General features: G+C 70.5%; 23 protein-coding genes and 1 tRNA gene. 4 read left to right on the top strand and 20 right to left on the bottom strand.

Annotated features, from left to right (window positions below; translation table 11 throughout):
* Positions 1–157: 157 nt before the first annotated feature.
* Positions 158–231: transfer RNA gene (locus tag FHP06_RS15130), tRNA-Leu, on the bottom strand.
* Positions 232–264: 33 nt separating this feature from the next.
* Here FHP06_RS15130 and FHP06_RS15125 point away from each other — a divergent pair.
* From FHP06_RS15125 to FHP06_RS15110, 4 genes are all read left to right on the top strand, one after another.
* Complete coding sequence (locus FHP06_RS15125) at positions 265–729, top strand: SRPBCC family protein (RefSeq protein WP_147687633.1); 465 nt, start codon at positions 265–267, stop codon at positions 727–729.
* A gap of 157 nt (positions 730–886) precedes the next feature.
* The gene (locus FHP06_RS15120) at positions 887–2002 is read left to right on the top strand and encodes an HNH endonuclease signature motif containing protein (protein WP_187271963.1); all 1116 of its coding nucleotides are present in this window, start codon (positions 887–889) and stop codon (positions 2000–2002) included.
* Positions 2003–2077: 75 nt separating this feature from the next.
* A complete protein-coding gene (locus FHP06_RS15115; protein ID WP_147687631.1) occupies positions 2078–2464 on the top strand; it encodes a cupin domain-containing protein in 387 nt (128 codons plus the stop codon).
* 10 nt (positions 2465–2474) lie between these two features.
* Positions 2475–3062: a TetR/AcrR family transcriptional regulator gene (locus FHP06_RS15110; RefSeq protein WP_147687630.1), complete on the top strand. Its 588-nt coding sequence runs from the start codon at positions 2475–2477 to the stop codon at positions 3060–3062.
* On the opposite strand, the gene FHP06_RS15105 is transcribed toward FHP06_RS15110, so the two are convergent.
* The 19 genes from FHP06_RS15105 to ahcY all read right to left on the bottom strand — a co-directional run bounded on the left by FHP06_RS15105 (position 3052) and on the right by ahcY (position 24774).
* Complete coding sequence (locus tag FHP06_RS15105) at positions 3052–3942, bottom strand: NAD(P)-dependent oxidoreductase (RefSeq protein ID WP_147687629.1); 891 nt, start codon at positions 3940–3942, stop codon at positions 3052–3054. The two genes, FHP06_RS15110 and FHP06_RS15105, sit on opposite strands and share 11 nt — an antisense overlap.
* Entirely contained in the window at positions 3939–4841 is a 903-nt protein-coding gene (locus FHP06_RS15100) for a Ppx/GppA phosphatase family protein (protein WP_147687628.1), read from the bottom strand. The genes FHP06_RS15105 and FHP06_RS15100 overlap by 4 nt, the downstream gene beginning before the upstream one ends.
* A 9-nt stretch (positions 4842–4850) precedes the next feature.
* A complete protein-coding gene (locus FHP06_RS15095) occupies positions 4851–5339 on the bottom strand; it encodes a DUF501 domain-containing protein (RefSeq protein ID WP_147687627.1) in 489 nt (162 codons plus the stop codon).
* Positions 5336–5875: an FtsB family cell division protein gene (locus FHP06_RS15090; RefSeq protein WP_147687626.1), complete on the bottom strand. Its 540-nt coding sequence runs from the start codon at positions 5873–5875 to the stop codon at positions 5336–5338. Before FHP06_RS15090 ends, FHP06_RS15095 begins: the two co-directional genes overlap by 4 nt.
* Positions 5876–5880: 5 nt before the next feature.
* The gene (gene eno, locus FHP06_RS15085; protein WP_147687625.1) at positions 5881–7158 is read right to left on the bottom strand and encodes a phosphopyruvate hydratase; all 1278 of its coding nucleotides are present in this window, start codon (positions 7156–7158) and stop codon (positions 5881–5883) included.
* A gap of 37 nt (positions 7159–7195) precedes the next feature.
* On the bottom strand, positions 7196–7864 hold the full coding sequence (locus tag FHP06_RS15080) for a MazG family protein (protein ID WP_147687624.1): 669 nt from the start codon (positions 7862–7864) through the stop codon (positions 7196–7198).
* Complete coding sequence (locus FHP06_RS15075) at positions 7861–8490, bottom strand: hypothetical protein (protein WP_147687623.1); 630 nt, start codon at positions 8488–8490, stop codon at positions 7861–7863. The genes FHP06_RS15080 and FHP06_RS15075 overlap by 4 nt, the downstream gene beginning before the upstream one ends.
* A gap of 10 nt (positions 8491–8500) precedes the next feature.
* A complete protein-coding gene (gene mfd, locus FHP06_RS15070) occupies positions 8501–11914 on the bottom strand; it encodes a transcription-repair coupling factor (protein ID WP_147687622.1) in 3414 nt (1137 codons plus the stop codon).
* Complete coding sequence (gene pth, locus FHP06_RS15065) at positions 11914–12480, bottom strand: aminoacyl-tRNA hydrolase (RefSeq protein ID WP_147687621.1); 567 nt, start codon at positions 12478–12480, stop codon at positions 11914–11916. The genes mfd and pth overlap by 1 nt, the downstream gene beginning before the upstream one ends.
* Positions 12477–13166 (bottom strand): 50S ribosomal protein L25/general stress protein Ctc, encoded by a 690-nt coding sequence (locus FHP06_RS15060; protein ID WP_147687620.1) that lies wholly within the window; start codon positions 13164–13166, stop codon positions 12477–12479. The genes pth and FHP06_RS15060 overlap by 4 nt, the downstream gene beginning before the upstream one ends.
* 163 nt (positions 13167–13329) lie before the next feature.
* Complete coding sequence (gene secA, locus FHP06_RS15055) at positions 13330–16047, bottom strand: preprotein translocase subunit SecA (RefSeq protein WP_230973540.1); 2718 nt, start codon at positions 16045–16047, stop codon at positions 13330–13332.
* 39 nt (positions 16048–16086) lie between these two features.
* Positions 16087–17268 carry a winged helix-turn-helix domain-containing protein gene (locus FHP06_RS15050; protein WP_147687618.1) on the bottom strand — a complete coding sequence of 394 codons (1182 nt, stop codon included), beginning with the start codon at positions 17266–17268 and terminating at the stop codon, positions 16087–16089.
* Positions 17265–17921 (bottom strand): response regulator, encoded by a 657-nt coding sequence (locus FHP06_RS15045; protein WP_147687617.1) that lies wholly within the window; start codon positions 17919–17921, stop codon positions 17265–17267. Before FHP06_RS15045 ends, FHP06_RS15050 begins: the two co-directional genes overlap by 4 nt.
* Positions 17922–17965: 44 nt before the next feature.
* On the bottom strand, positions 17966–18595 hold the full coding sequence (gene hpf / locus FHP06_RS15040) for a ribosome hibernation-promoting factor, HPF/YfiA family (protein ID WP_147687616.1): 630 nt from the start codon (positions 18593–18595) through the stop codon (positions 17966–17968).
* Between the two features lie 90 nt (positions 18596–18685).
* On the bottom strand, positions 18686–19318 hold the full coding sequence (locus tag FHP06_RS15035; protein WP_147687615.1) for a ComF family protein: 633 nt from the start codon (positions 19316–19318) through the stop codon (positions 18686–18688).
* A gap of 25 nt (positions 19319–19343) precedes the next feature.
* Positions 19344–21056: an LpqB family beta-propeller domain-containing protein gene (locus tag FHP06_RS15030; protein WP_147687614.1), complete on the bottom strand. Its 1713-nt coding sequence runs from the start codon at positions 21054–21056 to the stop codon at positions 19344–19346.
* Complete coding sequence (gene mtrB, locus FHP06_RS15025; protein WP_147687613.1) at positions 21053–22618, bottom strand: MtrAB system histidine kinase MtrB; 1566 nt, start codon at positions 22616–22618, stop codon at positions 21053–21055. Before mtrB ends, FHP06_RS15030 begins: the two co-directional genes overlap by 4 nt.
* 4 nt (positions 22619–22622) lie before the next feature.
* Entirely contained in the window at positions 22623–23318 is a 696-nt protein-coding gene (gene mtrA / locus FHP06_RS15020) for an MtrAB system response regulator MtrA (protein ID WP_147687612.1), read from the bottom strand.
* Positions 23319–23346: 28 nt separating this feature from the next.
* The gene (gene ahcY, locus FHP06_RS15015; RefSeq protein ID WP_147687611.1) at positions 23347–24774 is read right to left on the bottom strand and encodes an adenosylhomocysteinase; all 1428 of its coding nucleotides are present in this window, start codon (positions 24772–24774) and stop codon (positions 23347–23349) included.
* Between the last annotated feature and the right edge of the window lie 85 nt (positions 24775–24859).

Genomic DNA, 24859 nt, shown 5'->3' with positions numbered 1-24859 from the left:
CAGCGCAGGCCATGAGTGAGCCACACGCGATCCGTGGGCAGCCGCAATGGGAGCGACAACCCCGACCACCTCAACCGAGCCTCGTCAGACCCCGGCCGTGCCGTCAATGAAACAAGTAGCCGCGATGAGTGCTGCTCGTCGCACCACGAAGAAGTCGTGCTCCCGGTGGGGCTCGAACCCACACTGGGGCGGGTTTAAGCCGCCTGCCTCTGCCGATTGGGCTACGGGAGCAGGGTCAGCCTAGTTCCGCGTAGCCTCAGCGGAATGGCCGCCAAGATCTTCGAGCGCACGTCCCTGGTGCCCGCCGGTGTCGACCAGGTGTGGGCACGGGTCGTCACGCCGGAGGGCATCAACGACGAGATGCGGCCCTGGATGACGATGACCATGCCGCGCGCGGCGCGTGGGCTGACCGTCGAGACCGTGCCGGTCGGCCAACCGCTGGGGCGGGCGTGGCTGCGACTGTTCGGCGTCGTCCCGTTCGACTACGACCACCTCACGATCGCCCAGCTGGAGCCCGGGCGCCGGTTCCACGAGGTGTCGACGATGCTGAGCATGCGGCAATGGGAGCACGAGCGGACCCTGACCGCGGTCGGCGACGAGACTGAGGTGCGCGACCGGATCACGTTCGAGCCGAGACTACCGGTCCCCGGTCTCGCGGCCATTCTGGCGCGGGTGCTGAGAGCGTTCTTCGGGCACCGGCACCGGCGGCTGGTCCGACACTTCTCCTGATTCACCGCCCGGTGTGGACAACGTGCGGTCGTCGAATCGGGTTGTCGGTGGGGGTGCCTAGGTTGGAGGTATGACCAGGTCAGAGCACGTCTCGGCGGATCGACTGACCGATTTTGCGCGTGCTCGCGCGGCCGCGGAGGCGACTGAGTGGTCAGGCATGCTGCAGTACGCCGATCAGGCCGAGGCCGCGATCCAGGCGTCGCAGTGGTCGCCGATGGTCAAGCAGATGAACGTCGCGGCGATCGCGTTGGAGATCGGCACCGCGACGGGCCTGTCCGAAGGGCAGGTGCACCGACGGTTGGCTGTCACCCGTCGCGTCCGTGAGAAGGCGCCGATGACGTGGCTGGCGTTCCGCAAGGGCCGGATCGACGCCGCCCGGGTCCAGATCATCTCCGACGGGATCGACAAGCTGAAGCGCGACGCGTCGATCGTGCGGCTCGATCAGCGGGTCGTGACGTACGCCGAGACCCACACCACCGCCCAGCTGCGGCAGTGGGTGCGCCGGTTCATCGCCCGCGTCGAGCCCGACGAGCACGAGAAGCGCGCCGAGGACGAACGGAAGACGCGCCGGGTCGACGCCTTCCACGGCGAGGACGGCATGGGATTCCTCGACGCCAAGCTGCCGTCCTACCTGCTGGCCGCGATCGACAAGCGGTTGATCAAGGAAGCCAAGGCCCTCGGCGCCGACGACCCCCGCACCCTCCAGCAGCGTCGTGCCGACCTCCTTGCCGCCTGGCTCACCACCAACGAAGCCGGCGAGCCTGCGATCCACGCCGACATCGCCGTCACCATCCCCGCCGCCTCCCTCGCCGGCGTGAACGACGACCCGATCATCTCCGCCGACGGAGACTGGGCCATCCCGGCCGCCTGGATCACCGACCTAGTCGCCACCGGCAACACGCTCTGGCACCGGATTCTCACCGACCCGGCCGGCCACACCCTCGACCACACCTACCTCGGACGCTTCGCCCCCGAGACCGTCAAGAAGGCCATCGCCTACCGCGACGCCACCTGCCAAGCCCCCGGCTGCACCAGACGCGCCGACCAGTGCGACACCGACCACCGCATCCCGCACCCCACCGGACCGACCTCCGGCACGAATCTCTGGGCGCTGTGCCGACGACATCACCAGCAGAAGGGCCACCACGTCATCCGCTGGCTCCTGCCCTCCGGACGCGAAGCACCCGCCGAGACCGCCGCCCACTCACCACCCATCGAGGACCTCTCCTGGATGGAGCACCAGCTCGCCGGGTTCATCCTCGACGAGTCTTGACACCACCTCGGATCGGCGTAGTCTCCGACTAGACCGATCGGTCTAATCTCGGGAAGACGGCGAGAGGATCGACAGATGAAGGTGGCGAAGCAGGACGTCGACGTCCAGCTCGAGATGCCGGGCGTGGTCATGCGGCAGCGGCTCGGGTTCGGCGACGTCAGCGCGTACGACGGGATCAGCGGCGAGTACTTCACGCTCGCGAAGGGCGTCGACACGACGCCCCTCTTCCAGGGCCTCGACGGCAACCTGTGCCAGTGCCCGCACTGGGGCTACGTCCTGAGCGGCACGATCACCACCACGGATGCGTCGGGCAGCGAGGAAACCGTGCGGGAGCACGACCTCTTCTACTGGCCGCCCGGCCACAACGTCCGGGTGGACGACGACGCCGAGATCGTGATGTTCAGCCCGCAGGCCGAGCACAGTCACGTCATCGAGCACATGGTCGCCATGGTGAAGGGCTAACGTCCGGAGCGTGGAGACCACCACTCACACCACCAAGCAGCGTCTCCTGGACGCCGGGCTCGAGCTCCTGCTGGAGCACGGGTACCACGACCTCGGCGTCCAGACGCTGCTCGCGGCCACCGGCACCCCGAAGGGGTCGTTCTACCACCACTTCGAGTCCAAGGAGGACTTCGCGCTGCAGGTCGTCGACCAGTACATGGTCGGCGTGCACGGCGCGCTCGACGCGTGCCTCTCGAACCCCGACCGCGCTCCCCTGCAGCGGATGCGCGACTTCTTCGAGGCCACCGCCGAGTCCTACCGAGGCGAGGGCTACCTCGGCTGCCTGCTCGGCGGGCTCGGGCAGGAGCTGTCCGGCGTGAACGACGTGTTCGCGCAGAAGATCGAGGGCTGCATCTCCTACATCGCCGGACGCATGGCGGTCTGCCTTGCCGAGGCCCAGGACGCCGGCGACATCGCGCCGGACGCCGACCCGGTCGGGCTCTCCAACCTGCTCGTCGACTGCTGGGAGGGCGCGGCGCTCCGCAGCCGGCTACGTCGCAACGAGCAGCCGCTCGAGGCGATGCTCGACTTCTACTTCGGGTCCGCCGTCACCCGCTGACGTCGACGACGTTCATCAGCGGCTCGCCCACCTGAAGGCGACGGACCTGCTCGCGCACCATCGCCTCGACCCGGTCGTGCATCGTCGTGACCGCTCCCCCGACGTGCGGGGTGATCAGCACGCCCGGCGTGGTCCAGAGCGGGTGGTCGGCCGGGAGCGGCTCGGGGTCGAGCACGTCGGCGGCGAACCGGACGTGGCCGCTCGCCGTGTGCCGAACGATCGCCTCGGTGTCCGCCACCTTGCCGCGCGCGACGTTGACCAGCAGCGCGCCGTCGCGCATGGCGCTCAGGAACACGTCGTCGACCAGGTGGTGCGTGGCCGGACCGTACGGGACGGCGACGACGACGACGTCGGCGTCGGGCAGGAGGTCCGGCAGCTCGTCGGTCCCGTGGATCCCCTCCCGGGCGGTTCGTGCCACCCGGACGATCTCGACGCCGAATCCCGACAGTCGGCTCTCCAGCTCGGTGCCGATGCCGCCGTAGCCGAGCAGCAGGACACGAGCGCCCAGCAGCCCGGGATGCCAGTGGCGCTCCCAGCGGCCGTCCGGCATCGCGCGAGCGTTCTCGTCGACGCCGCGCTGCGACGCCAGCACCAGGGCCATCGCGATCTCCGCCGTCGGACCCTCGTGGACGCCCACGGCGTTGCACCACACGATGCCCTCCGGCACGTTGCCGATCGCGTCGTCGTAGCCGAGCGACTGGGTCTGGACGACGCGCACGCGCTCGGCGTCCAGGTGCTCGAACCCACCGCTGAGCACGTACGGCCGGACCGCCAGGTCGAGCGGCGGGCCGTCGGGCGGCGGTGCGTCCCAGTCCCAGACGATGACGTCCAGGTCGGCGAGCCGTTCCTGCATGTGCTGGTTCGGGACGCTGATCCTCATGCCGTCCACGCGATCCCGTCGAGGATGTCGTGCTCGCTGACCAGGACGGAGCCGATGTCCACGTGGTCGAGGAGCCGGTCGAGGATGAGCGCGCCGCCACCGATCACGTCGGCGCGGCCCGGGTGCATGAACGGCAGGGCACGACGATCGGCGACGGACATCTGGGCGAGCGAGATGCACGCGTTGCGCAGGACGTCGACGTCGAGGCGCGCGCCGTGGAGGGCGTCCCGGTCGTACGACGGCAGCTCCAGGGCGTGGGCCGCGACGGTGGTGACCGTGCCCGCGACGCCGACCATCGTGTCGACCGCGGCCAGCCCGTCGAGGGCCGGCTTGAGGACGCCGTCCAGGTACGTCATGCAGTCGGTGAGCTCTGTGACACCCGGCGGGTCGCTGGGCAGGAAGCGCTCGGTGAGGCGGACGGATCCGATGTCGAGCGACGTCGACCACTCGACGGTCCCGTCCTGCCCGACCACCAGCTCGGTGGATCCCCCGCCGATGTCCGCGACGAGCGCACGCCCGCCGGCCAGCGACCGCGTGGCACCGAGGAAGGAGGCCGCCGCCTCCTCCTCACCGGTGAGCACCTGCGGCCGGATGCCGAGGACGGACTCCACCTCGGCGGAGAACTCGTCGGCGTTCTCGGCGTCCCGCGCGGCCGACGTGGCGCAGAACCGGACGACGTCGGCACCGAGCGTCGTGATCAGCTCGGCGTACTCGCGGGTGGCCTGCAGGGTGCGGTCGATGGCGGCGCGGTCGAGACGGCCGGTGGCGTCGACGCCCTGGCCGAGCCGGACGATCCGCATCTCCCGGACGAGGTCATGCTGCTGATCTGAAAGATCCGTGATCAGCAGACGGATGGAGTTCGTGCCGCAGTCGATGGCAGCGATGCGTTGCCGGGGCATGCGTCGAGGCTATCGGGGCGCGCAGGAGGAGCTGCCCCACCACTCCCCGAGCAGCTCGAGCGCCTGGTCTCCGAGCGGATTCAGCCCCGGACCCTTCGCGAGGCTGTGCCCGACGAGCACGTGCAGGCACTTCACCCGCGTGGGCATCCCGCCGGCGGAGATGCCCTCGATCTCCGGGACGTGGCCGAGGGCTTCTCGCTCGGCCAGGTAGGACTCGTGCGCCGTCGCGTACGCGCGAGCCAGCTCGTCGTCCTCGGTCAACCGCTCGCTCATCTCGGCCATCAGGCCGGACGCCTCGAGCGTGCCGATCGCGCCGGCCAGCCGCGGACAGGTGATGTAGTACAGCGTCGGGAACGGGGTGCCGTCGGGCAGCCGGGGCTCGGTCTTCACCACGTTCGGGTGGCCGGACGGGCAGCGGGACGCGACCTCGACGATGCCTCGCGGCGGTCGTCCGAGCTGCTCCCTGATGGCTGCGATGTCCTCCTCGAAGACGCTCACTGCTTCTTGAGCACCTCGTCGGGATCGGCCGGCGGCTTGGCCTTCGCGGGGTCCTTGCCGGCCTGCTCGACGCTGCCCCACAGCGTGTCGTACCAGGCCTGGTCCTTCGTCGCCGTCGGCGGCTCGTCGAGCGTGGGCACCGAGCCCTGCACCGACCCGTCGGCACCGATCACGCGATAGCCGACCTCGCCGGGCATCACCCAGCCGAACCGCTCCCGCGCCTTCTGCTTGATGTACGCGGGATCGTCGAAGCGCTTCTTGGTGTCCTCGAGCGTCGCGATCGCCTCCTTGCGCATGGCGATCTCGGCCCGCGACGACTGGATGTCGCCACGCTGCTCCCACCAAGCGTGCAGCGCGGACGTGTACGACGCGATCAGCAGGAGGACCACCGAGAGCAGGACCACCGCACGACCGGTGAACCGCGGGGCCTGCCGGCCGCGCGGGGCGACCGGCTTGGGCCGCCCGGCGCGCTGCGGGCGGCGGGAGCGGTCGGAGCTCGGCCGCCGTCCCGGACCACGCGATGACCCCGGAGCCATGAGACCTACTGCACCAGCCGCGGGAAGGCGGACGCGCCGGCGTACACCGCCGAGCTGCCGAGCAGCTCCTCGATCCGCAGGAGCTGGTTGTACTTCGCGACGCGGTCGGAGCGGGCCGGGGCGCCGGTCTTGATCTGGCCGCAGTCGGTGGCGACCGCGAGGTCGGCGATCGTGACGTCCTCGGTCTCGCCGGAGCGGTGGCTCATCATGCAGGAGAAGCCGTTGCGGTGGGCCAGCTCGACGGAGTCGAGGGTCTCGGTGAGCGAGCCGATCTGGTTGACCTTCACGAGCAGCGCGTTCGCCGCGCCCTCACTGATGCCGCGGCTCAGGCGCTCGACGTTGGTGACGAACAGGTCGTCGCCGACGAGCTGGACGCGCTCGCCCAGGGTCTCGGTGAGGTTGATCCAGCCGTCCCAGTCGTCCTCGTCCAGCGGGTCCTCGATCGAGACGATCGGGTAGGAGTCGACGAGCTCGGCGTAGTACTCGGCCATCTCCTCGGCGGACCTGGTCTCGCCCTCGAACGTGTAGCCGTCCTTGCCGTGGAACTCCGACGACGCGACGTCGAGCGCCAGCGCGACGTCGGTGCCGAGCGTCAGACCGGCCTTCTCGATCGCGGTGGCGATCAGGTCGAGCGCGGCGCGGTTGGACGGCAGGTCGGGAGCGAAGCCGCCCTCGTCGCCGAGGCCGGTGGACAGGCCGTCGGCCTTCAGCACGGACTTCAGCGCGTGGTAGACCTCGGCGCCGCTGCGCAGTGCCTCGGCGAACGTGGGCGCGCCGATCGGCGCGATCATGAACTCCTGCACGTCGACGTTGGAGTCGGCGTGGGCGCCGCCGTTGAGGATGTTCATCATCGGCACGGGCAGGACGTGGGCGTTCGGGCCGCCGACGTAGCGGAACAGCGGGAGGTGCGCGGACTCCGCCGCGGCCTTCGCGGTGGCCAGCGAGATGCCGAGGATCGCGTTCGCGCCCACCGTGGCCTTGTTCGGTGTGCCGTCCAAAGCGTTCATGGCCTGGTCCACAGCGCGCTGGTCGTCGGCGTCGAAGCCGACGAGCGCCGGACCGAGCGTGCTGTTCACGGCCTCGACGGCCTTGAGCACGCCCTTGCCGAGGTAGCGGTCACCGCCGTCGCGCAGCTCGACCGCCTCGAACTGGCCGGTGGAGGCGCCGGACGGCACCGCCGCCCGCCCGATCGTGCCGTCGTCGAGAGCCACCTCGACCTCGACGGTGGGGTTGCCGCGCGAGTCGAGAATCTCTCGCGCGCCGACGGCTTCGATGCTGGCCACAGGTGTGCTCCTCCGAAAGTTTGGGATCGTGCCCAGCCTAGTGCTGGTGCCGCTCCTGCTCCTTGATGCGGTTCCACTGCGCGTCGATCTCCTCGACGGTGGTCGCGACGGCGTCTCCGAACACGTGCGGGTTGCGCCGGATCAGCTTCTCGGTGATGCCGGCGGCGACGTCGTCGACGTCCCAGCCTTCCGGCTGCTCGCCGGACACCGCTGCATGGAAGACGACCTGCATGAGCACGTCGCCGAGCTCCTCGCGCAGGTGGTCGAGGTCGCCGGACTCGATGGCCTCCAGCGCCTCCTGCGACTCCTCCGCGAGATAGGGGGCGAGCGACGTGTGCGTCTGCTGCTGGGTCCAGGGGCACTCGCGGCGCAGCCGGTCCATGACCGCGACGAGGTCCAGCAGCCGGGCCCCGGGCATGTCGTACGAGCCGAGCAGCACCTCGACCTCGGGGCCGTCCCCGTCCAGGAGCTCCGCCGCCACCTCGTGGGCCCAGGCGACGTCGCCGGGCGGTGCGATCCAGAGGACGTCCTCGCCCTTGGGGCGCTCCGTCGAGACCGTCACCGTGATGCCGGCCTTCTCGATCGCCTCGATGTGCGGCCCGTCCTCCGCGGAGAAGACGCGGGAGGCGGCGCGCAGGACGTCCCAGGCCTCGAGCGTGAGCAGGCCGGGCGCCACGCGGGGGCTGACCAGCAGGATGCGCATCATGCGCACCGCTGCGTCGCGGGGAGCCCCTTCATGCTGGCGTCGAGCGCGGTCGGCGACACCGACAGCGGCGTCGGGTCGGACTTCGGGTCGCCGGCGGCCGTGAGGCCGAAGCGCGGGTCGTAGGAGATGTCGTGCTGCTTCATCTCGGCCTGCACGAGCTTCAGGCCGGCGTCGAGCACGGCGTTGGGGTCGTCCGTGGCCGGGATGTTCTTGGAGCGCTTCCCGAGCGCCTGGACGATCGCGTAGGTCTGCTGCGTGTGCTCGATCGCGTCGATCGCCGAGCTCAGGTCGTCGGCGGAGAACGCCTTGGCGAGCTCACGTCGCTGGGCCGGGGTGACCTCGTACGTCGACGGGCTCACGTCGATGTCGTCCTGCTCGGCCATCCGGCGGGCGACCACGCCGAGGACCAGGTCGCGGACGGCGTCGCGGCGGATGTCGGCGTTGGTGCGCTCCTGGCCCTGGGTGCCCTGCAGCAGCGTGAGCGAGCAGTAGACCTGGGCCGTGTCGTCGGCGTCATGCATCGAGATGACGTCGTCGTCGACGACAGCCGCAGCACCCGGATGGACCGACCCGCAGCCGGTGAGCAGCAACGCCGCCACGGCCGCGACGAGGACGCGCACCTTCATGCCGCCAACCCTACCCAGCCGCCGGGACGAGGGTGTCGACGACCGTCCGCACCCACTCCAGGAGCTCGCGGTCGCGCAGCGGAGCGCCGCCGATCGGGGCCGTCCGCGGGTGCGGCACGAGGGTCACGCCGGCCGCCGCCTTGTGGATGCTCTTGGGGTGCAGGCGGCGCAGCCGCAGCTGGGCAGACTCCGGCAGCGTGACGCCGGAGAAGCGCACGTTGGAGCCGGCGGTGGTGACCTCGGTGAGCCCGGACTCGCGGATCCGGACGCGCAGACGGGCGACCTCGAGCAGCGTCTCGACGGTGGCCGGCGGCTCGCCGTAGCGGTCGACGAGCTCGGCCCGCAGCTCGGCGACGTCCTCGTCGGAGCGGACGTCGGCGAGGTGCTTGTACATCTCCAGGCGGAGCCGCTCGCTGGGCACGTAGTCGTGCGGCAGGTGCGCCTCGATGGGCAGCTCGATCTTGACCTCGCGCTCCGGTGCGCCCTCGCCGCGGAACTCCGCGACGGCCTCGCCGACCAGCCGGACGTAGAGGTCGAACCCGACGTCGGCGATGTGGCCGCTCTGCTCGCCGCCGAGCAGGTTGCCGGCGCCGCGGATCTCCAGGTCCTTCATGGCGACCTGCATGCCGCCGCCGAGCTCGGAGTGCTGGGCGATGGTGGCCAGCCGGTCGTGGGCGGTCTCGGTGAGCGGTTTGTCCGGCGGGAACAGGAAGTACGCGTATGCGCGCTCCCGGCCACGACCGACGCGGCCGCGCAGCTGATGCAGCTGCGACAGACCCAGGGTGTCGGCCCGCTCGATGATCATCGTGTTGGCGTTGGAGACGTCCAGGCCGGACTCGACGATCGTGGTGCAGACCAGGACGTCGAACCGCTTCTCCCAGAAGTCGACCATCACCTGCTCGAGCCGGTGCTCCCCCATCTGCCCGTGCGCAGCGGTGATGCGCGCCTCCGGCACGAGCTGCTGCAGCCGCGCGACGGCCTTGTCGATCGACTGCACCCGGTTGTGGATGTAGAAGACCTGGCCCTCGCGCAGGAGCTCGCGGCGGATGGCGGCGGTGACCTGCTTCTCGTCGTACGCGCCGACGAAGCTCAGCACCGGGTGCCGCTCCTCCGGCGGCGTGGCGATCGTGGACATCTCGCGGATGCCGGTGATCGCCATCTCCAGGGTGCGCGGGATCGGCGTGGCCGACATGGACAGGACGTCCACGGCCGCGCGCAGGTGCTTCAGCGCCTCCTTGTGCTCGACGCCGAACCGCTGCTCCTCGTCGACGATCACCAGGCCGAGGTTCTTGATCGCGATGCCCGGCTGGAGGAGGCGGTGGGTGCCGATCACGAGGTCGACGGTGCCGTCGGCGAGGCCGGCGAGGGTGTCCTTGGCCTCCTTCTCCGACTGGAAGCGCGACAGCGGCCGGATGGTGACCGGGAACTGGCCGAACCGCTCCGCGAACGTCGCGAGGTGCTGCTGGACGAGGAGCGTGGTCGGGACCAGGAGGATCACCTGCGTGCCGTCCTGGATGGCCTTGAACGCCGCGCGGACCGCGATCTCGGTCTTGCCGTAGCCGACGTCGCCGCAGACGAGCCGGTCCATCGGCACGCTGCGCTCCATGTCGCGCTTGACCTCCTCGACGGTGGCGAGCTGGTCGGGCGTCTCGACGAACGCGAACGCGTCCTCCAGCTCGGCCTGCCACGGCGTGTCCGGGCCGAACGCGTGGCCCTTCGTGGCCTGCCGGGCGGCGTAGAGCTTGATCAGCTCGCCGGCGATCTGGCGCACCGCCCGCCGTGCCCGGCTCTTGCGCGCCGACCAGTCGGAGCCGCCGAGCTTGTCGAGGCTCGGCTGCTCGCCGCCGACGTACCGGCTGACCTGGTCGAGCTGGTCCATCGGCACGAACAGCCGGTCGCCGGGCTGGCCGCGCTTGCTCGGCGCGTACTCGATGACCAGGTACTCGCGGGCGGCGCCGTGCACCGTGCGGTTGACCAGCTCGACGTACCGGCCGACGCCGTGCTGCTCGTGGACGACGTGGTCGCCGGACTTCAGCTCGAGCGGGTCGACCTGCTTGCGCCGGCGGGCCGGCATGCTCGCGCGCTCGGCGCGCTCGGTGGCCCGCTGACCGACGAGGTCGTCGTGGGTGAGGACGACGAGACCGCCGAGGACCAGGCCGTGCGCCAGCTCGCCGCACATCACCTCGACGACGGAGCCGTCGCTGGGATCCAGCGACGCGGGGACGTCGTGCTCGGTCAGCCACTCGACGGTGCGCTGCGCCTGGCCCTGGCGGGGGACCACGACGACGACGTCCTGGCCGTCGCCGAGCCAGGTCTTGATGTCGGCGATCGCCGCCTCGGTGTCGCCGCGGTAGGTGGGCGTCGGCTCCACGCCGACGGCCCGCTCGTCCAGGCCGAACGGTGAGAGGCCGACCCAGTCGTGGCCGAGAGCCGTGGCTTCGGCCTGCGCCTCCTGGAGCGTGTGGAAGGTGGCCGGCCCCAGGTCGATGGGGGCCTCGGCACCGGTCGCCGCGGCCGCCCAGGAGGCGGCGAGGAACTCCTCGCTCGTGGCCACCAGGTCGTGAGCCCGAGCCCGGATGCGCTCGGGGTCGCAGAGCAGGACCGACGAGCCTTCGGGGAGCAGGCTGGTCAGGGTCTCCATCTCGCCGACGAGGACGGGCGCGAGAGACTCCATGCCCTCGACGGCGTGGCCCTCGGCCAGCTTGGTGAAGAGCTCGGCGAGCGACGGGTGCGACGTGGCCATCTCAGCGGCCTTGGCGCGGACCTCGTCGGTCAGCAGCATCTCGCGGCACGGCGGGGCCCAGAGTGCATCGACCGGCTCCAGCGACCGCTGGTCGGCGACGGCGAAGTGCCGGATCTCCTCGACGGTGTCGCCCCAGAACTCCACGCGCAGCGGGTGCTCCTCGGTGGGCGGGAAGACGTCGACGATGCCGCCGCGGACCGCGAACTCGCCGCGTCGCTCCACCAGGTCGACGCGGGTGTAGGCGGCGCCGGCGAGGTCACGCACCAGAGAGTCGAGCTCGCGGTCGTCGCCCGTGGACACGGCGACGGGCGCCAGGTCCGCGAGGCCCTTGACCTGCGGCTGGAGGAGCGAGCGGACGGGCGCGACCACGATCTCCAGCGCGGAGGGATCCCCGTGGACGAGGCGGCGGAGCACGGCGAGACGGCGGCCGACGGTGTCCGAGCGGGGTGACAGGCGCTCGTGCGGGAGCGTCTCCCACGCCGGGTAGAACGCGACGCTGCAGCCGAGGTCGGTCAGCTGAGCGACGAGGTCCTCGCCCTCGCGGGCGGTGGCGGTGACCACGAGGACCGTGCCCGACCGGGCGAGCTTGGCCGCCGCGAACGGGCGGAGGGCCTCCGGGCCCTGACGCAGGTCGCCCAGGATCGGGAGTACCCGGTCGGCGAGGGACGTGAGTGGCGCCATCAGCGGTTGAACGCGCTCTGCGTCGCGGCGAGGCCGCGCTCGACGAGGCTCTCGACGGCGTCGGCCGCCTCCTCCACGAGGACGGGGAGTTCCTTGCGCTCCTCGGCCGAGTAGGGCTTGAGGACGAAGTCGTGCACGCTCTGCCGGCCCGGCGGACGGCCGATGCCCACGCGGACCCGGTGGAAGTCACCGGTGCCCAGCGACTGGCGGACGCTGCGCAGGCCGTTGTGGCCGTTGTCGCCGCCGCCGAGCTTGATCCGCAGCTGACCGAAGTCGATGTCGAGCTCGTCGTGGATGATCACGACGTTCTCCGGCTCGACGTCGTAGTACTTCACGAGCGTGGACACCGGTCCGCCGCTGTCGTTCATGTACGAACGCGCGCGGCCGACGATCGCCCGCTCACCGGCGAGGTGACCCTCGACGACGTCGGCGCGACCGGACGTGTGCTTCTTGAGCTTGCCCCCGACACGGTTCGCCAGGACGTCGGCCACGAGGTAGCCGACGTTGTGCCGGGTGGCGGCGTACGTCGGGCCCGGGTTGCCGAGCCCGACGATCAACCAGGTCACTCGGACTCGGACTCGCCCTCGTCGGCGTTGCCCTCACCCTCGGCGGGCTTGGCCTCGCCGGCGTCACCCTCAGCCTCGGCCTCGGGCTCGTCGTGCTCGATGCCGGCCTCGGCCTCGGCCTCCTCCAGCTCGGCCTCGACCTCCTCGGCGGTCGGAGCGGCGACGATGTTGACGATGAGCCAGTCCTCGGGGATGGCGAGCGTGGCGCCGGCGGGGAGCTGCAGGTCGCCTGCGTGGATCTGCGAGCCGACCTCGAGGCCCTCGATGGACACCTCGACCGACTCCGGGATGTGCGTGGCCTCGGCCTCGACGGAGATCGTGGAGTTCTCGGTGACGACCAGCGCGTCCGGGGCGGCGTCGCCCTCGAGGTGCACGCGGATGTCGACGGTGACCTTCTGGCCCTTCTTCACGATCAGCAGGTCGGCGTGCTCGATGAAGCCCTTCAGCGGGTCGCGCTGGACCTGCTTCGGGATCGCGAGGTGCGAGTCGCCGTCGACCTCGATGGAGAGCAGCGCGTTGCTGTTCTTGAGCGCGAGCGCGAGGTCGTGGCCCGGCAGCGTGATGTGTGTGGGATCGATGCCCGATCCGTACAGGACGGCGGGAACCTTGTCGGCCCGGCGGATGCGGCGGGCCGCGCCCTTGCCGAACTCGGTACGGCTCTCGGCGGCGATCTTGATCTCGGCCACGGGGGAATGCTCCTCAGAAGGTGTTCAGGATGTCTTGGCGCACCTCGGGACGAGCGCCCTGTCGATCACGGTCGGCCAGCCGACCCTCGCCGAGGCAACTGCGACAGTCTAGCCCAGCGGACGTCGCCATCGAAAACCGGACCACGGTGAAGCCAGACTGTTGTCAGCGGTTCTTCTTGCGGGACTTGCGCTGCTGCTTCGCCTTCTGGCGGGCCTTGTTCTTGGCGTTCTGCTGGGCGCGGCGCTCGTTCTCCTCCGGGTCGAGGGACTCCTGATCCCCGGCCCGGACCTCGACGTCGCCACCCTCGCTCGGAGCGGAGTACGCGAGGTTCTGCGGCGCCTTCCGCTCCTGCAGGCCCTTGGCGCGCAGGTGCGCCTCCGGACCGACGGCCGCGGCCGGGTCGTCGGGCTGCGCCTCCTCGACCTGGACGTCCAGGTTGAACAGGAACCCGACGGACTCCTCGGCGATGGCGTCCATCATGGCCGTGAACAGGTCGAAGCCCTCGCGCTGGTACTCCACCAGCGGGTCGCGCTGCGAGTACGCGCGCAGGCCGATGCCCTCGCGCAGGTAGTCCATCTCGTAGAGGTGCTCGCGCCACTTGCGGTCGAGCACGCTCAGGACGACGCGGCGCTCGAGCTCGCGCATGATCTGCGGGCTGAGCTCCTCCTCGCGGCGGGCGTACGCGGCGGCGGCGTCCTCGGCCACGAGCTCCTGGAGGTACTCGCGGCTCAGGCCTTCACGGCCGCCCGCCTGTGCCTCGACGTCGGCGATCGTCAGGCCGATCGGGTAGAGCGTGCCGAGCGCGGTCCAGAGCTGCTCGAGGTCCCACTCCTCCGGGAAGCCGTCGGTGGCGCCCTCGATGTACGCGCCGGTGACCTCGGTGACCATCGACTGGACCCACTCCTGCAGGTCCTCGCCCTCGAGCACACGCCGGCGCTCGGTGTAGACGACCTCGCGCTGGCGGCTCATCACGTCGTCGTACTTCAGGATGTTCTTGCGGGTGTCGAAGTTCTGCGCCTCGACCTGCGCCTGCGCCGATGCGATGGCACCGGTGACGCGCTTGTTCTCGATCGGCACGTCGTCGGGGATCTTCATCGTCTGCAGCACCCAGTTGACCCAGTCGGCCTTGAACAGGCGCATCAGGTCGTCCTCGAGCGAGAGGTAGAAGCGCGTCTCGCCCGGGTCGCCCTGACGGCCGGAACGACCGCGCAGCTGGTTGTCGATGCGGCGCGACTCGTGCCGCTCGGTGCCGATGACGGCGAGACCACCGGCGGCGGTGACCTCCTCGTGCTCGGCCGCGACGCGGGCCTCGACCTGCTTGAGCATGTCGGGCCAAGCAGCCTCGTACGCCTCGGAGTCCTCGAGCGGGTCGAGACCCTTCTCGCGCAGGGCCTGGTCGGCGAGGAACTCGACGCTGCCGCCGAGCATGATGTCGGTGCCGCGGCCGGCCATGTTGGTGGCGACCGTGACGGCGCCCTTGTGGCCCGCCATCGCGACGATCGACGCCTCACGCTCGTGCTGCTTGGCGTTCAGGACCTCGTGCGGGATGCGGCGCTTGCGCAGCATGGCGGAGAGGCGCTCGCTCTTCTCGACGCTCGTGGTGCCGACGAGGATCGGCTGGCCGGTGGCGTGCCGCTCGGCGATGTCTTCGACGACGGCGTCGAACTTCGCGACCTCCGTGCGGTAGACGAGGTCCGGCTGGTCGACGCGCGCGATCGGCTTGTTCGTGGGGATCGGCACGACGCCGAGCTTGTAGATCTTGTCGAACTCCGAGGCCTCGGTCATGGCCGTGCCGGTCATGCCGGCGAGCTTCTCGTAGAGGCGGAAGTAGTTCTGCAGCGTGATCGTGGCGAGGGTCTGGTACTCCTCGCGGATCCGCACGTTCTCCTTGGCCTCGATCGCCTGGTGCAGGCCCTCGTTGTAGCGGCGGCCGTCGAGGATGCGGCCCGTGTGCTCGTCGACGATCAGCACGTTGCCGTCCATGACGACGTAGTCCTTGTCGCGCTTGAACAGCTCCTTCGCCTTGATGGCGTTGTTCAGGAAGCTGATCAGGGGCGTGTTGACGGCGTCGTAGAGGTTGTCGATGCCGAGCTGGTCCTCGACGCGGTCGATGCCGGCCTCGTTGACGGCGATGGTGCGCTTCTTCTCGTCCACCTCGTAGTGGACGTCGACCTGCATGCCGCCGACGATGCGGGCGAACTCGCCGTACCACTTGACCTCGTCCTCCGTGGGGCCGGAGATGATCAGCGGCGTGCGGGCCTCGTCGATGAGGATCGAGTCGACCTCGTCGACGATGGCGAAGAAGTGGCCGCGCTGGACGCAGGCGGCGAGGTCGTCAGCCATGTTGTCGCGCAGGTAGTCGAAGCCGAACTCGTTGTTGGTGCCGTAGGTGATGTCGGCGGCGTAGGACTCGCGGCGCTCGGCCGGGGTCATGCTCGGCAGGATCATGCCGACGCTCAGGCCGAGGAAGTGGTAGACGCGGCCCATCCACTCCGCGTGGTACTTGGCGAGGTAGTCGTTGACCGTGACGACGTGGACGCCCTCGCCGGCCAGCGCGTTGAGGTACGACGGCAGCGTGGCGACGAGCGTCTTGCCCTCACCGGTCTTCATCTCGGCGATGTTGCCGAGGTGCAGCGCGGCGCCGCCCATGAGCTGGACGTCGAAGTGCCGCTGGCCCAGCACGCGCTTGGCCGCCTCACGGACCGTGGCGAACGCCTCGGGCATGAGGTCGTCGAGGCTCTCACCGGCCGCGAGGCGCTCCTTGAACTCGGCCGTCATGCCTTGCAGCTCGGCGTCGGTCATGGCCTCGAACTCGGGCTCGAGAGCGTTGACCTGCTTGGCGATCGCCTCGAGCTGGCGAAGGATCTTGCCTTCGCCCATGCGAAGGATCTTGTCTACGACTTTGGGCACCGGACAAGTCTAGGTGCTCGGCAATGCGAGGTCGCCCTTCGGCCGGACCTCGATGTGCTCCAGGCCCAGCCAGTCGGCCATCAGGCGCAGCTCGGCCATCAGCTCGGTGGCGGTGTTCTCCGGGGCACCGGGCTCGGCCCAGGCGCTGAGGACACGGAGCGTCGACGCCGCACGGTCGGCCTTGAGGTCGACGCGGGCGACGAGGCTGTCGCCGAGGAGGAACGGCAGCACGTAGTAGCCGTGGACGCGCTTGTGCTCCGGGACGTAGATCTCGATGCGGTACCGGAAGCCGAACAGCTGCTCGGTGCGGGTGCGCTCGAAGATCAGCGGGTCGAACGGGCTGAGCAGGGCGCGAGCCTTCACGGACCGCGGCCGGGCCGCCTCCGCGTGGAGGTACGCCGGGCGCTTCCAGCCGACGATCTCGGCCGGCACGAGCTCGCCGGACTCGACGAGCGTCGCGACGGCCCGCTGCGTGGGCTCCGGCTGGAGGCGGAAGTAGTCGCGCAGGCACTGGACGGTTCCGACGCCGAGGGCGCGGGCGGCGTGGCGGACCAGCTCGAGGTGGGCGGCGTCGGGGGCGAGAGGCGGTTGAGCGAGGACCCCGGCCGGGAGGACGCGCTCCGGGATGTCGTAGACCCGCTCGAACTGGGTCGTGCGCCGGGCCGCGGTGACCTCGCCCTTGTAGAAGAGGTACTCCAGCGCGATCTTCGCCTCGGACCAGTTCCAGCCCCAGTTCTCCTTGGAGCGTTCGGTGTCGTGCTCGATCTCGCGCGCGGTCAGCGGGCCCTTCCGGCGCACCTCGTCGAGCACCCAGGCCACCAGATCAGGCTTCTCCTCGATGATCCGGGCCATGCTCCCCCACATCCGGGCACCGGAGTCCATCCGGAACTGGAACGCGGGGCGCAGGGCGACGTCGACGAAGGCCGCCTCGTGCGCCCAGTACTCGAACAGCCGGCGCGGGGCGCGGCCGGCGGCGCGGTGCAGGAGCTCCACGTCGTACGGCCCCATCCGTGAGTACATCGGGAGGTAGTGGGCGCGCTGCAGCACGTTGACCGAGTCGATCTGGAAGAAGCCCAGGCGCGCGATCGTCGCGTTCAGGTGGCGTGACGTGACTCGTGCTGGTCGTGAGCGAGTGAAGCCCTGGGCCGCGAGCGCGATCCGGCGCGCCTGCAGCGGGCTGAGCCGGATCAATCCTGGAGCAGGTTGCTGCGGACGGCGTACATGGCGGCCTCCATGCGCGACTTCATCTGCAGCTTCTCGAGCATGTTCCGGATGTGGTTCTTGACCGTGTTCTCGCTGATGAACAGCTCCTCCGCGATCTCCTTGTTGCTCTGGCCGCGCGCGACCTGCTTGAGCACCTGGAGCTCGCGGTTGGTGAGCTGGGCCGCCGGCGACGGGCTCTTCGTCATGGTGACGAACTCGTCGAGCAGCTTCGTGGCCATGCTCGGGCTGATCAGCGACTGCCCGGCGGCGACGAGACGCACGGCCTCGGCCACCTGGTCGTAGGTGGAGCCGTCCTTCAGCAGGTACCCGGAGGCCCCGCTCTTGATCGACTCGTAGAGGTCGCTCTCCTCGTCGCTCGCGGTGAGCATGATGATGCCCGTCGAGGGCGAGAGCTCCTTGATGGACGCACAGACCTCCACGCCTGACCGCCCCGGCATGCGGACATCGAGCAGCACGACGTCCGGCGGGTTGTCGGTCACGGCCGCGATGGCCTTGTCGCCGTCGTCAACCTCCTCCAGCTCCAGGGAGTCGTCGGAGCTGAGGACCATCTTGACGCCACGGCGGAACAGCTCCTGGTCGTCGACCAGGAGGACCCTGATGCTTGCACCCCGTCCAGCCACGCCCCGATCATGCCACGATCCAGGACGATGGGCGCGATTCGGAACTACTGGTCCGTGACGTCCAGGTGGATGACCCCGTAGTCGTAACCCTTGCGCAGGTACACCACGCTCGGCCGCATGGAGTCCTTCTCCAGGAACAGGAAGAAGTCGTGGCCGACGAGCTCCATCTCGTGAAGAGCCTGCTCGAGCGTCATCGGCGGGGCGCTGTGCGTCTTCTCCCGCACCACGAGCGGGCAGTCCTCGCCCTGCACCTTCACCCCGGCGACGGAGTGCGTGGGGACGGGGTCGTCGTCGTCAGGAACGATCAGGTCGGCCGGCATGTCCGCGGTGGCCGCGGCCAGTGACGTCGGGGCGTGCTGCCCGTGGCTGATGCGCCGGCGGTCCGTGGCCCGGCGCAGGCGCGACTCGAGCTTGTCGATCGCGGCGTCCAGGGCGGAGTGCTGGTCCGTGGAGGCGGCCTCGGCCCGGACGGCCGGTCCGCGCGACCGCAAGGTCATCTCGACACGGGCGGCGGTGTCGTGCTGACGAGGGTTCTTCTCGTGCGTGACCTCGACCTCGACACGATGGATCTTCTGACGCTGGTCGTACTTCTCGATCCGGAGCAGCTTCTCCTGCACGTGCTCCCGGAACCGGTCGGAGATCTCGCTGTTCCGACCTTTGACGACGATTTCCATGGGGCCTCCCTGCGTCTCGAAGCGAACTCCTCATGCCATATCTGTGACCGTAGACCGGAGATGGCGCAGAGACCAGACGTGGAGCGAAACTCATGGCCGGTTGGCGACGACCGCGGCGGCGACGGGCCGGTGCCCGGCGGCGCGCAACGCCCGCACCGCCTCGCCGATCGTGGCTCCGGTGGTGACGACGTCGTCGACGACGACGAGGTTCGGCAGGGCTCCTGGCCGGGAGACGTACGCGCCGCGGAGGTTCCGCGCACGCTGCTCGGCGTCGAGGCCCGACTGGTCCGCCGTGCGGCGGGTGAGGCGCAGCGCAGGGCTGACGTGGGCCTCGACGCCGACCGGGCGCAGGCGGTCTGACGCCGCTGCCGCCAGGTCCGCCACCAGATCCGCGCCTCGGGCGCGACGGCTGCGGCGGCTGGCGGGCACCGGGACGAGCGTGAGCGGCCCGTCGAGCGGCAGCGCGGCGATCGAGGCGGCGAGCAGGTGCGCCAGCGGGTTCAGGAGGGTGGCGTGGTTCTCCTCCTTCCACGCCACGATCACGTCGCGCAGGAGGTCCGTGTGCTCGCCGGCGGCGACGGTCGGGACGGCGTGGTGCCGGACCAGCCGGGGTGACGGGTCCAGCGCGATCCAGCAGCGCCGGCACACCGAGGTGCTCGGCGCGCCGCAGCCGGGGCACTGGGCCCCAAGGAGGAGGTCGGCGGCGGCGGTCGCGAGACGCATGCCGCGACGCTAGCCGGACCCGCCGTCAGTCGCCCGAGGTCAATCCACTGAACGCCCGGTCGTCGAGCAGGCGCCAGGAGCGGCCGGGAGCCAGGTACCAGAGCCGCTTGCGGGAGTCCGTGACCCACGCGCTGCCGTCCGCTCCCGCGTCGGCGACGAGGTGCGTGGCCCGCACGTCGGGCAGCAGTGGCCCACCGCCCGTGGCGCCGCCCTCGACGTCGGTGCCGTCGATCGCGGCCTCGTGCACCTGGACGCCGGCCTCGGTGGAGCCGAGGAACACCAGACGGGTGGTCGACGCCCAGGACACCGAGTGCGGGGCGGGGACGCCGGTGTCGACGAGCTGCGGTGCGCCCAGGCCGGTGACGCGGTTCTTGCCGTCGCGCAGGACGTCGCAGACGTAGAGGGCGGTCGATCCGCGCCGATCCGCCTCCAGCGCCACGCGGCCGCCGTCGGGCGAGACGTCGAAGGAGCGGACGGTGAGGCCGCTCAGGCGGCCGGCCGGGACGGCGCGCGCCTTGTCGCCGGACGGCACCAGGCGGACGCGGGTGACGCCGTCGGGCCGGTCGACCAGCCACAGCTGCCCGTCCTCGTCCCACCGCGGGGCGATCAGGCCCTCGCCGTCGTGGCTGCGCGGGCTCTTGCCGTCGCGATCGGTGATCCGCACCCGGCTGCGACCAGGCAGCACGGCCGCGATCGCCGCTCCGGAGACGGCGACGTCGACGGCCTCGAGGGCGTCGGTGCCCCACGGGCCGCTGACCCGCTTCAGCGTGCCGCCGTCGACCTCCACCAGGCGGTTCCCGACCACCGCGTACGTGTGCCGGTCGACCGCCAGCGGGCCGAACTCGCCCCACGCCCCGATCGACTGGACCCGGTCGTCGCCGGCCCGGAGGATCGCGTCGTCGCCGAAGATCCGCACCCCGGCGAGCCCCGGCACCGCGCGCAGCGTCCACACGATCTGGGCGGCGAGGTGGTTCCGCTGGTCCTCGGCGAGCCGCGCGAGGCTGTTCGAGAACTGGACGTCGGCGATGCCCTGGTCGTTCACCGAGACCGACGACTGCAGCGCGGACGCGCGCGGCACGTAGGTGCGGAGCGTCCCGGAGGACGTGCCCAGCGCGAGGCTCGTGACCAGCCCGGTAGGGAGCTGGTCGCCGACCGCGAGGTGCACGACCTCGGGGACGAGCCGCTGACCCGGGGCGTCGAAGAAGTAGATCGGGAAGGCCCGGAAGTAGTCGGTGTAGTACGAGCGGGTGACCATGACTCCGGCCTGCGGGTTGGTGATGCGCCACTGACCGCGGACCTTCGCCAGGATGTAGGACCGCGGCTCGTCCTGGCCGGCCCGGACGGTGCGGCCCTGCCGGTCGAGGCGCTCGACCGTGGTGGAGCGCAGCTCGACGACCGACGTCTGCTCGTCGCCGTCGGAGAGCGTGGATCGGGCCAGGGAGACGCGCGGCTCGGCGTAGACCGTCACGCCGTTGGCGGACTTCCAGGTGTCGGCCGCCTCGGGCGTCAGGTACGCCGCCGCCGTGCCCGTGGAGACCGGGTAGGCGAGCATCGCGTCGAGGTAGCCGCGGACGATCTGCTGCGGCGACGCTCCCCGCGCCGGGCCGACCGGCGCGTACCGGACGGTGCTCTGCGGCTTGCCCCGGTCGTCCGCCACGCGCTGGACCGGCCCCGACGACGGGATGCCGGCACAGCCGGAGACGAGGACGGCGGTGAGCGCCACCGCGACCCACCTCATGCGTAGACCGTCCGCACGACGGGGGTGGGGCCGCGCCCGGTGTCCTCGTCGCCGATGGGCACGATCTTCGGGAGGGTGAGCACGAACTCGCTGCCCTCGCCCTTGCGCCCCCAGGCGAGCAGCGAGCCGCCGTGCAGCGCGGCGTCCTCGCGCGAGATGGCCAGGCCCAACCCGGTGCCGCCCTGCGTGCGGGCGGGGTCGGCGCGCCAGAACCGGTCGAAGACGCGCAGGTTCTCGTCGCCGGACAGGCCGACGCCGAAGTCGCGCACGGCGAGCGACACCAGCTCGTCGTCCTGCGCCACCTCGATCTCCACCACCGGTGACCCGCTGTACTTCGCCGCGTTGGTCAGCAGGTTGCGCACGATTCGGTCGATGCGGCGGATGTCGGCCTCGACGACGGCCGGCTGGTCCACCCCGATCAGCCGGACCTCGATGCCGTGCCGGCCGAGGATGGACTCCTGCGCGGCCTGCTTGGCGATCTCGCTGAGGTCGACGGCGTCGAGCTCGAGCTGCGCGGCGCCGGCGTCGAAGCGACTGAGGTCCAGCAGGTTGGACAGCAGCTCCTCGAACCGGTCCAGCTCGCGCTTCAGCAGCTCCGCGGAACGCGCGGTCTGCGCGTCGAACCGCTCGCGCTGGTCGTAGAGCACGCTGCTGGCCATCTGCACGGTGGTCAGCGGGGTGCGGAGCTCGTGCGAGACGTCGGAGACGAAGCGCTGCTGCAGCCGCGACAGGTTCTCCAGCCGACGGATCTGGCTCTGCAGGCTGGCCGCCATCTGGTTGAACGAGATGCTCAGGCGGGCGATGTCGTCCTCGCCGCTCACGAGCATCCGCTGCTCGAGGCTGCCGGCGGCGTACCGCTCGGCGATGCGACGGGCCAGCCGCACCGGGTTGAGCACCTGGCGCGAGACCAGCCAGGCGACGCCGCCGACCATCAGCACCATCGCCAGGCCGCCGAGGAGCAGCGCCCGGCGGACGAGGTCGAGCGTGTCCTGCTGGTCGTGCAGCGAGAACAGGTAGAACATCGCGTACGCGTCGCCGGTGCGCGGCGAGCGGATCTGGCTGCCGACGACCACGCCGGGCTCGCTGTCGCTCCGGCCGAGCACCGACAGGCCGGAGAAGCTCCAGTACGTGCCGGTGCGCGTGGACACCGTCTTGCGGAGGTCCGACGGCAGCGACCCTGGGGCGATGGCGGCCGACGAGCGCACCGGGACGTCCTCGCCGCCCAGCGGGCCCTCGAGCACGAGCTCGTACCCGCGCTGACCGCCGCGGGACCCCGTGAGGGAGTCGACCATCTGGGTCAGCGCCTGCGCCTGCGTGGCCGGCTCCGACGCCAGGGAGGCGTCGAGCTGGTCCTGCGCGAACCGGAACCCCGACTTGGCCTCCGCGATCGCGGCCTCGCGGCGGGAGTCGGCCAGGCCGTCGGCGACGTCGCTCAGCAGCGCCCAGCCGGTGGCCCCGATGACGAGCGTGCTCAGGACGATCGTGCTCGCGACCACGCGCGCCTGGATGGATCGCCGCCACACGAGTGCCACCGGGCGCAGCACGCGCATCAAGGGGCGCACGGCGTCATCCCGGTGCGATCGCCTGGTAGCCGACCCCCCGCACGGTGCGGATCACCTGCGGGTCGTCGGCGTCGTCCTCGATCTTCGAGCGCAGTCGGGTCATGTGGACGTTCACCAGCTTGGTGTCGCCGGGGTGGTGGTAGCCCCACACCTTCTGCAGCAGCACCTCGCGGGTGAACACCTGCTGCGGGCTGCCCAGCAGGCAGGCCAGCAGGTCGAACTCCAGCGGCGTGAGGTCGAGCGGCTCACCCTTGCGGGTGACGGTGTGCCCGGCCGGGTCCAGCACGATGTCGCCGAACTCGAGCTTCTCGGCGATCTGGTCGGTGCGACGCAGGCGGGCCCGGATGCGGGCGACGAGCTCGGTGTTCTTGAACGGCTTCGTGATGTAGTCGTCCGCGCCGGCCTCGAGCCCCCGCACGACGTCCGGGGTGTCGGACTTCGCCGTGAGCATGATGATCGGCACCGCCGACGTCGCGCGGATGCGCCGGCACACGCTCATGCCGTCCAGTCCCGGCAGCATCAGGTCGAGCAGCACGACGTCCGGCTTGAAGGACGCGAACGCCTCCATCACCTTGTCGCCGGAGCGGACGACCTCGGTGGTCAGCCCCTCCCCGTCGAGGACGATGCTGAGCATCTCGGCCAGGGACGCGTCGTCGTCGACGACGAGCACCCGGTCGCGCTTGCTCCGCCTGTAGCTCATGGAGCCAATGATGCCGCCGGAGCGGGAATCAGTAGCGGTAGTGGTCCGACTTGTACGGTCCGGCGACGTCGACGCCGAGGTACTCGGCCTGCTCCTTGCTGAGCTCGGTCAGCTCGACGCCGAGGGCGTCGAGGTGCAGGCGGGCGACCTCCTCGTCGAGGTGCTTCGGCAGGACGTGCACGCCCAGCTCGTACTGGTTGGCCTTGGAGTAGAGCTCGATCTGCGCCAGCACCTGGTTCGTGAACGAGTTCGACATCACGAACGACGGGTGGCCGGTGGCGTTGCCGAGGTTGAGGAGGCGGCCCTCCGACAGCACGATGATCTTCTTGCCGTCGGGGAAGATCCACTGGTGGACCTGGGGCTTGATCTCGTCCTTGACGATGCCCGGGATCTTGGCGAGGCCGGCCATGTCGATCTCGTTGTCGAAGTGGCCGATGTTGCCGACGATCGCCTGGTGCTTCATCTTCTCGAAGTGCTCGACCCGGATGATGTCGAAGTTGCCCGTGGTCGTGATGAAGATGTCGGCGGTCTCCACGACGGACTCGAGGCGCTTGACCTCGTAGCCGTCCATCGCGGCCTGCAGCGCGCAGATCGGGTCGATCTCGGTGACGATGACGCGAGCGCCCTGGCCGCGCAGCGACTCCGCGCAGCCCTTGCCGACGTCGCCATAGCCGCAGACCACGGCGACCTTGCCGCCGATCATGACATCGGTGGCGCGGTTGATGCCGTCGATCAGCGAGTGACGGCAGCCGTACTTGTTGTCGAACTTGCTCTTGGTGACCGAGTCGTTGACGTTGATCGCCGGGAACAGCAGCGTGCCGTCCTTGAAGCGCTCGTACAGGCGGAGGACGCCGGTGGTGGTCTCCTCGGAGACGCCGCGGATGTCCTGCGCGATCTTGGTCCAGCGCTGCGGGTCGTTGGCGAGGGAGCGCTCGAGGACCCGGAGGACCTCCTTGTACTCCTCGTTGTCGGTGCTGTCCTGCGGCGGCACGGCGCCGGCCTTCTCGAACTCGACACCCTTGTGGAGCAGCAGCGTGATGTCGCCACCGTCGTCGAGGAGGACGTTCGGGCCGCCCTCGGCGAAGCCGAAGACCTTCTCGGCCTCGTCCCAGTACTCGGCGAGCGTCTCGCCCTTCCACGCGAAGACGGGCGTGCCCTTCGGGTCGTCCGGCGTGCCGTCCTTGCCGACGACGACCGCGGCGGCCGCGTGGTCCTGCGTGGAGAAGATGTTGCACGTCGCCCAGCGGACGTCCGCACCGAGCGCCGTGAGCGTCTCGATGAGGACCGCCGTCTGCACGGTCATGTGGAGGGAGCCGGCGATCCGGGCACCGGCGAGCGGCTGCTCGGCGCCGTAGCGCTCGCGCATGGCCATGAGTCCCGGCATCTCGTGCTCGGCGAGCTCGATCTCCTTGCGTCCGAACTCGGCCAGGGACAGGTCAGCGACGTTGAAATCCATGGGCGCCATCGTACCGGGGCAGGTCAGGTGCCACGTACGGACCGGTGTACTACGGTGGCCGATGGTGCTGTGACGGGGGTCACAG

It is taken from the genome of Aeromicrobium terrae (genome assembly GCF_008039565.1).
GTDB classification, from domain to species: domain Bacteria; phylum Actinomycetota; class Actinomycetes; order Propionibacteriales; family Nocardioidaceae; genus Aeromicrobium; species Aeromicrobium terrae.
The sequence above is the reverse complement of the archived record's forward strand: the minus strand, read 5'-3'. Positions and strand labels throughout refer to the sequence as shown.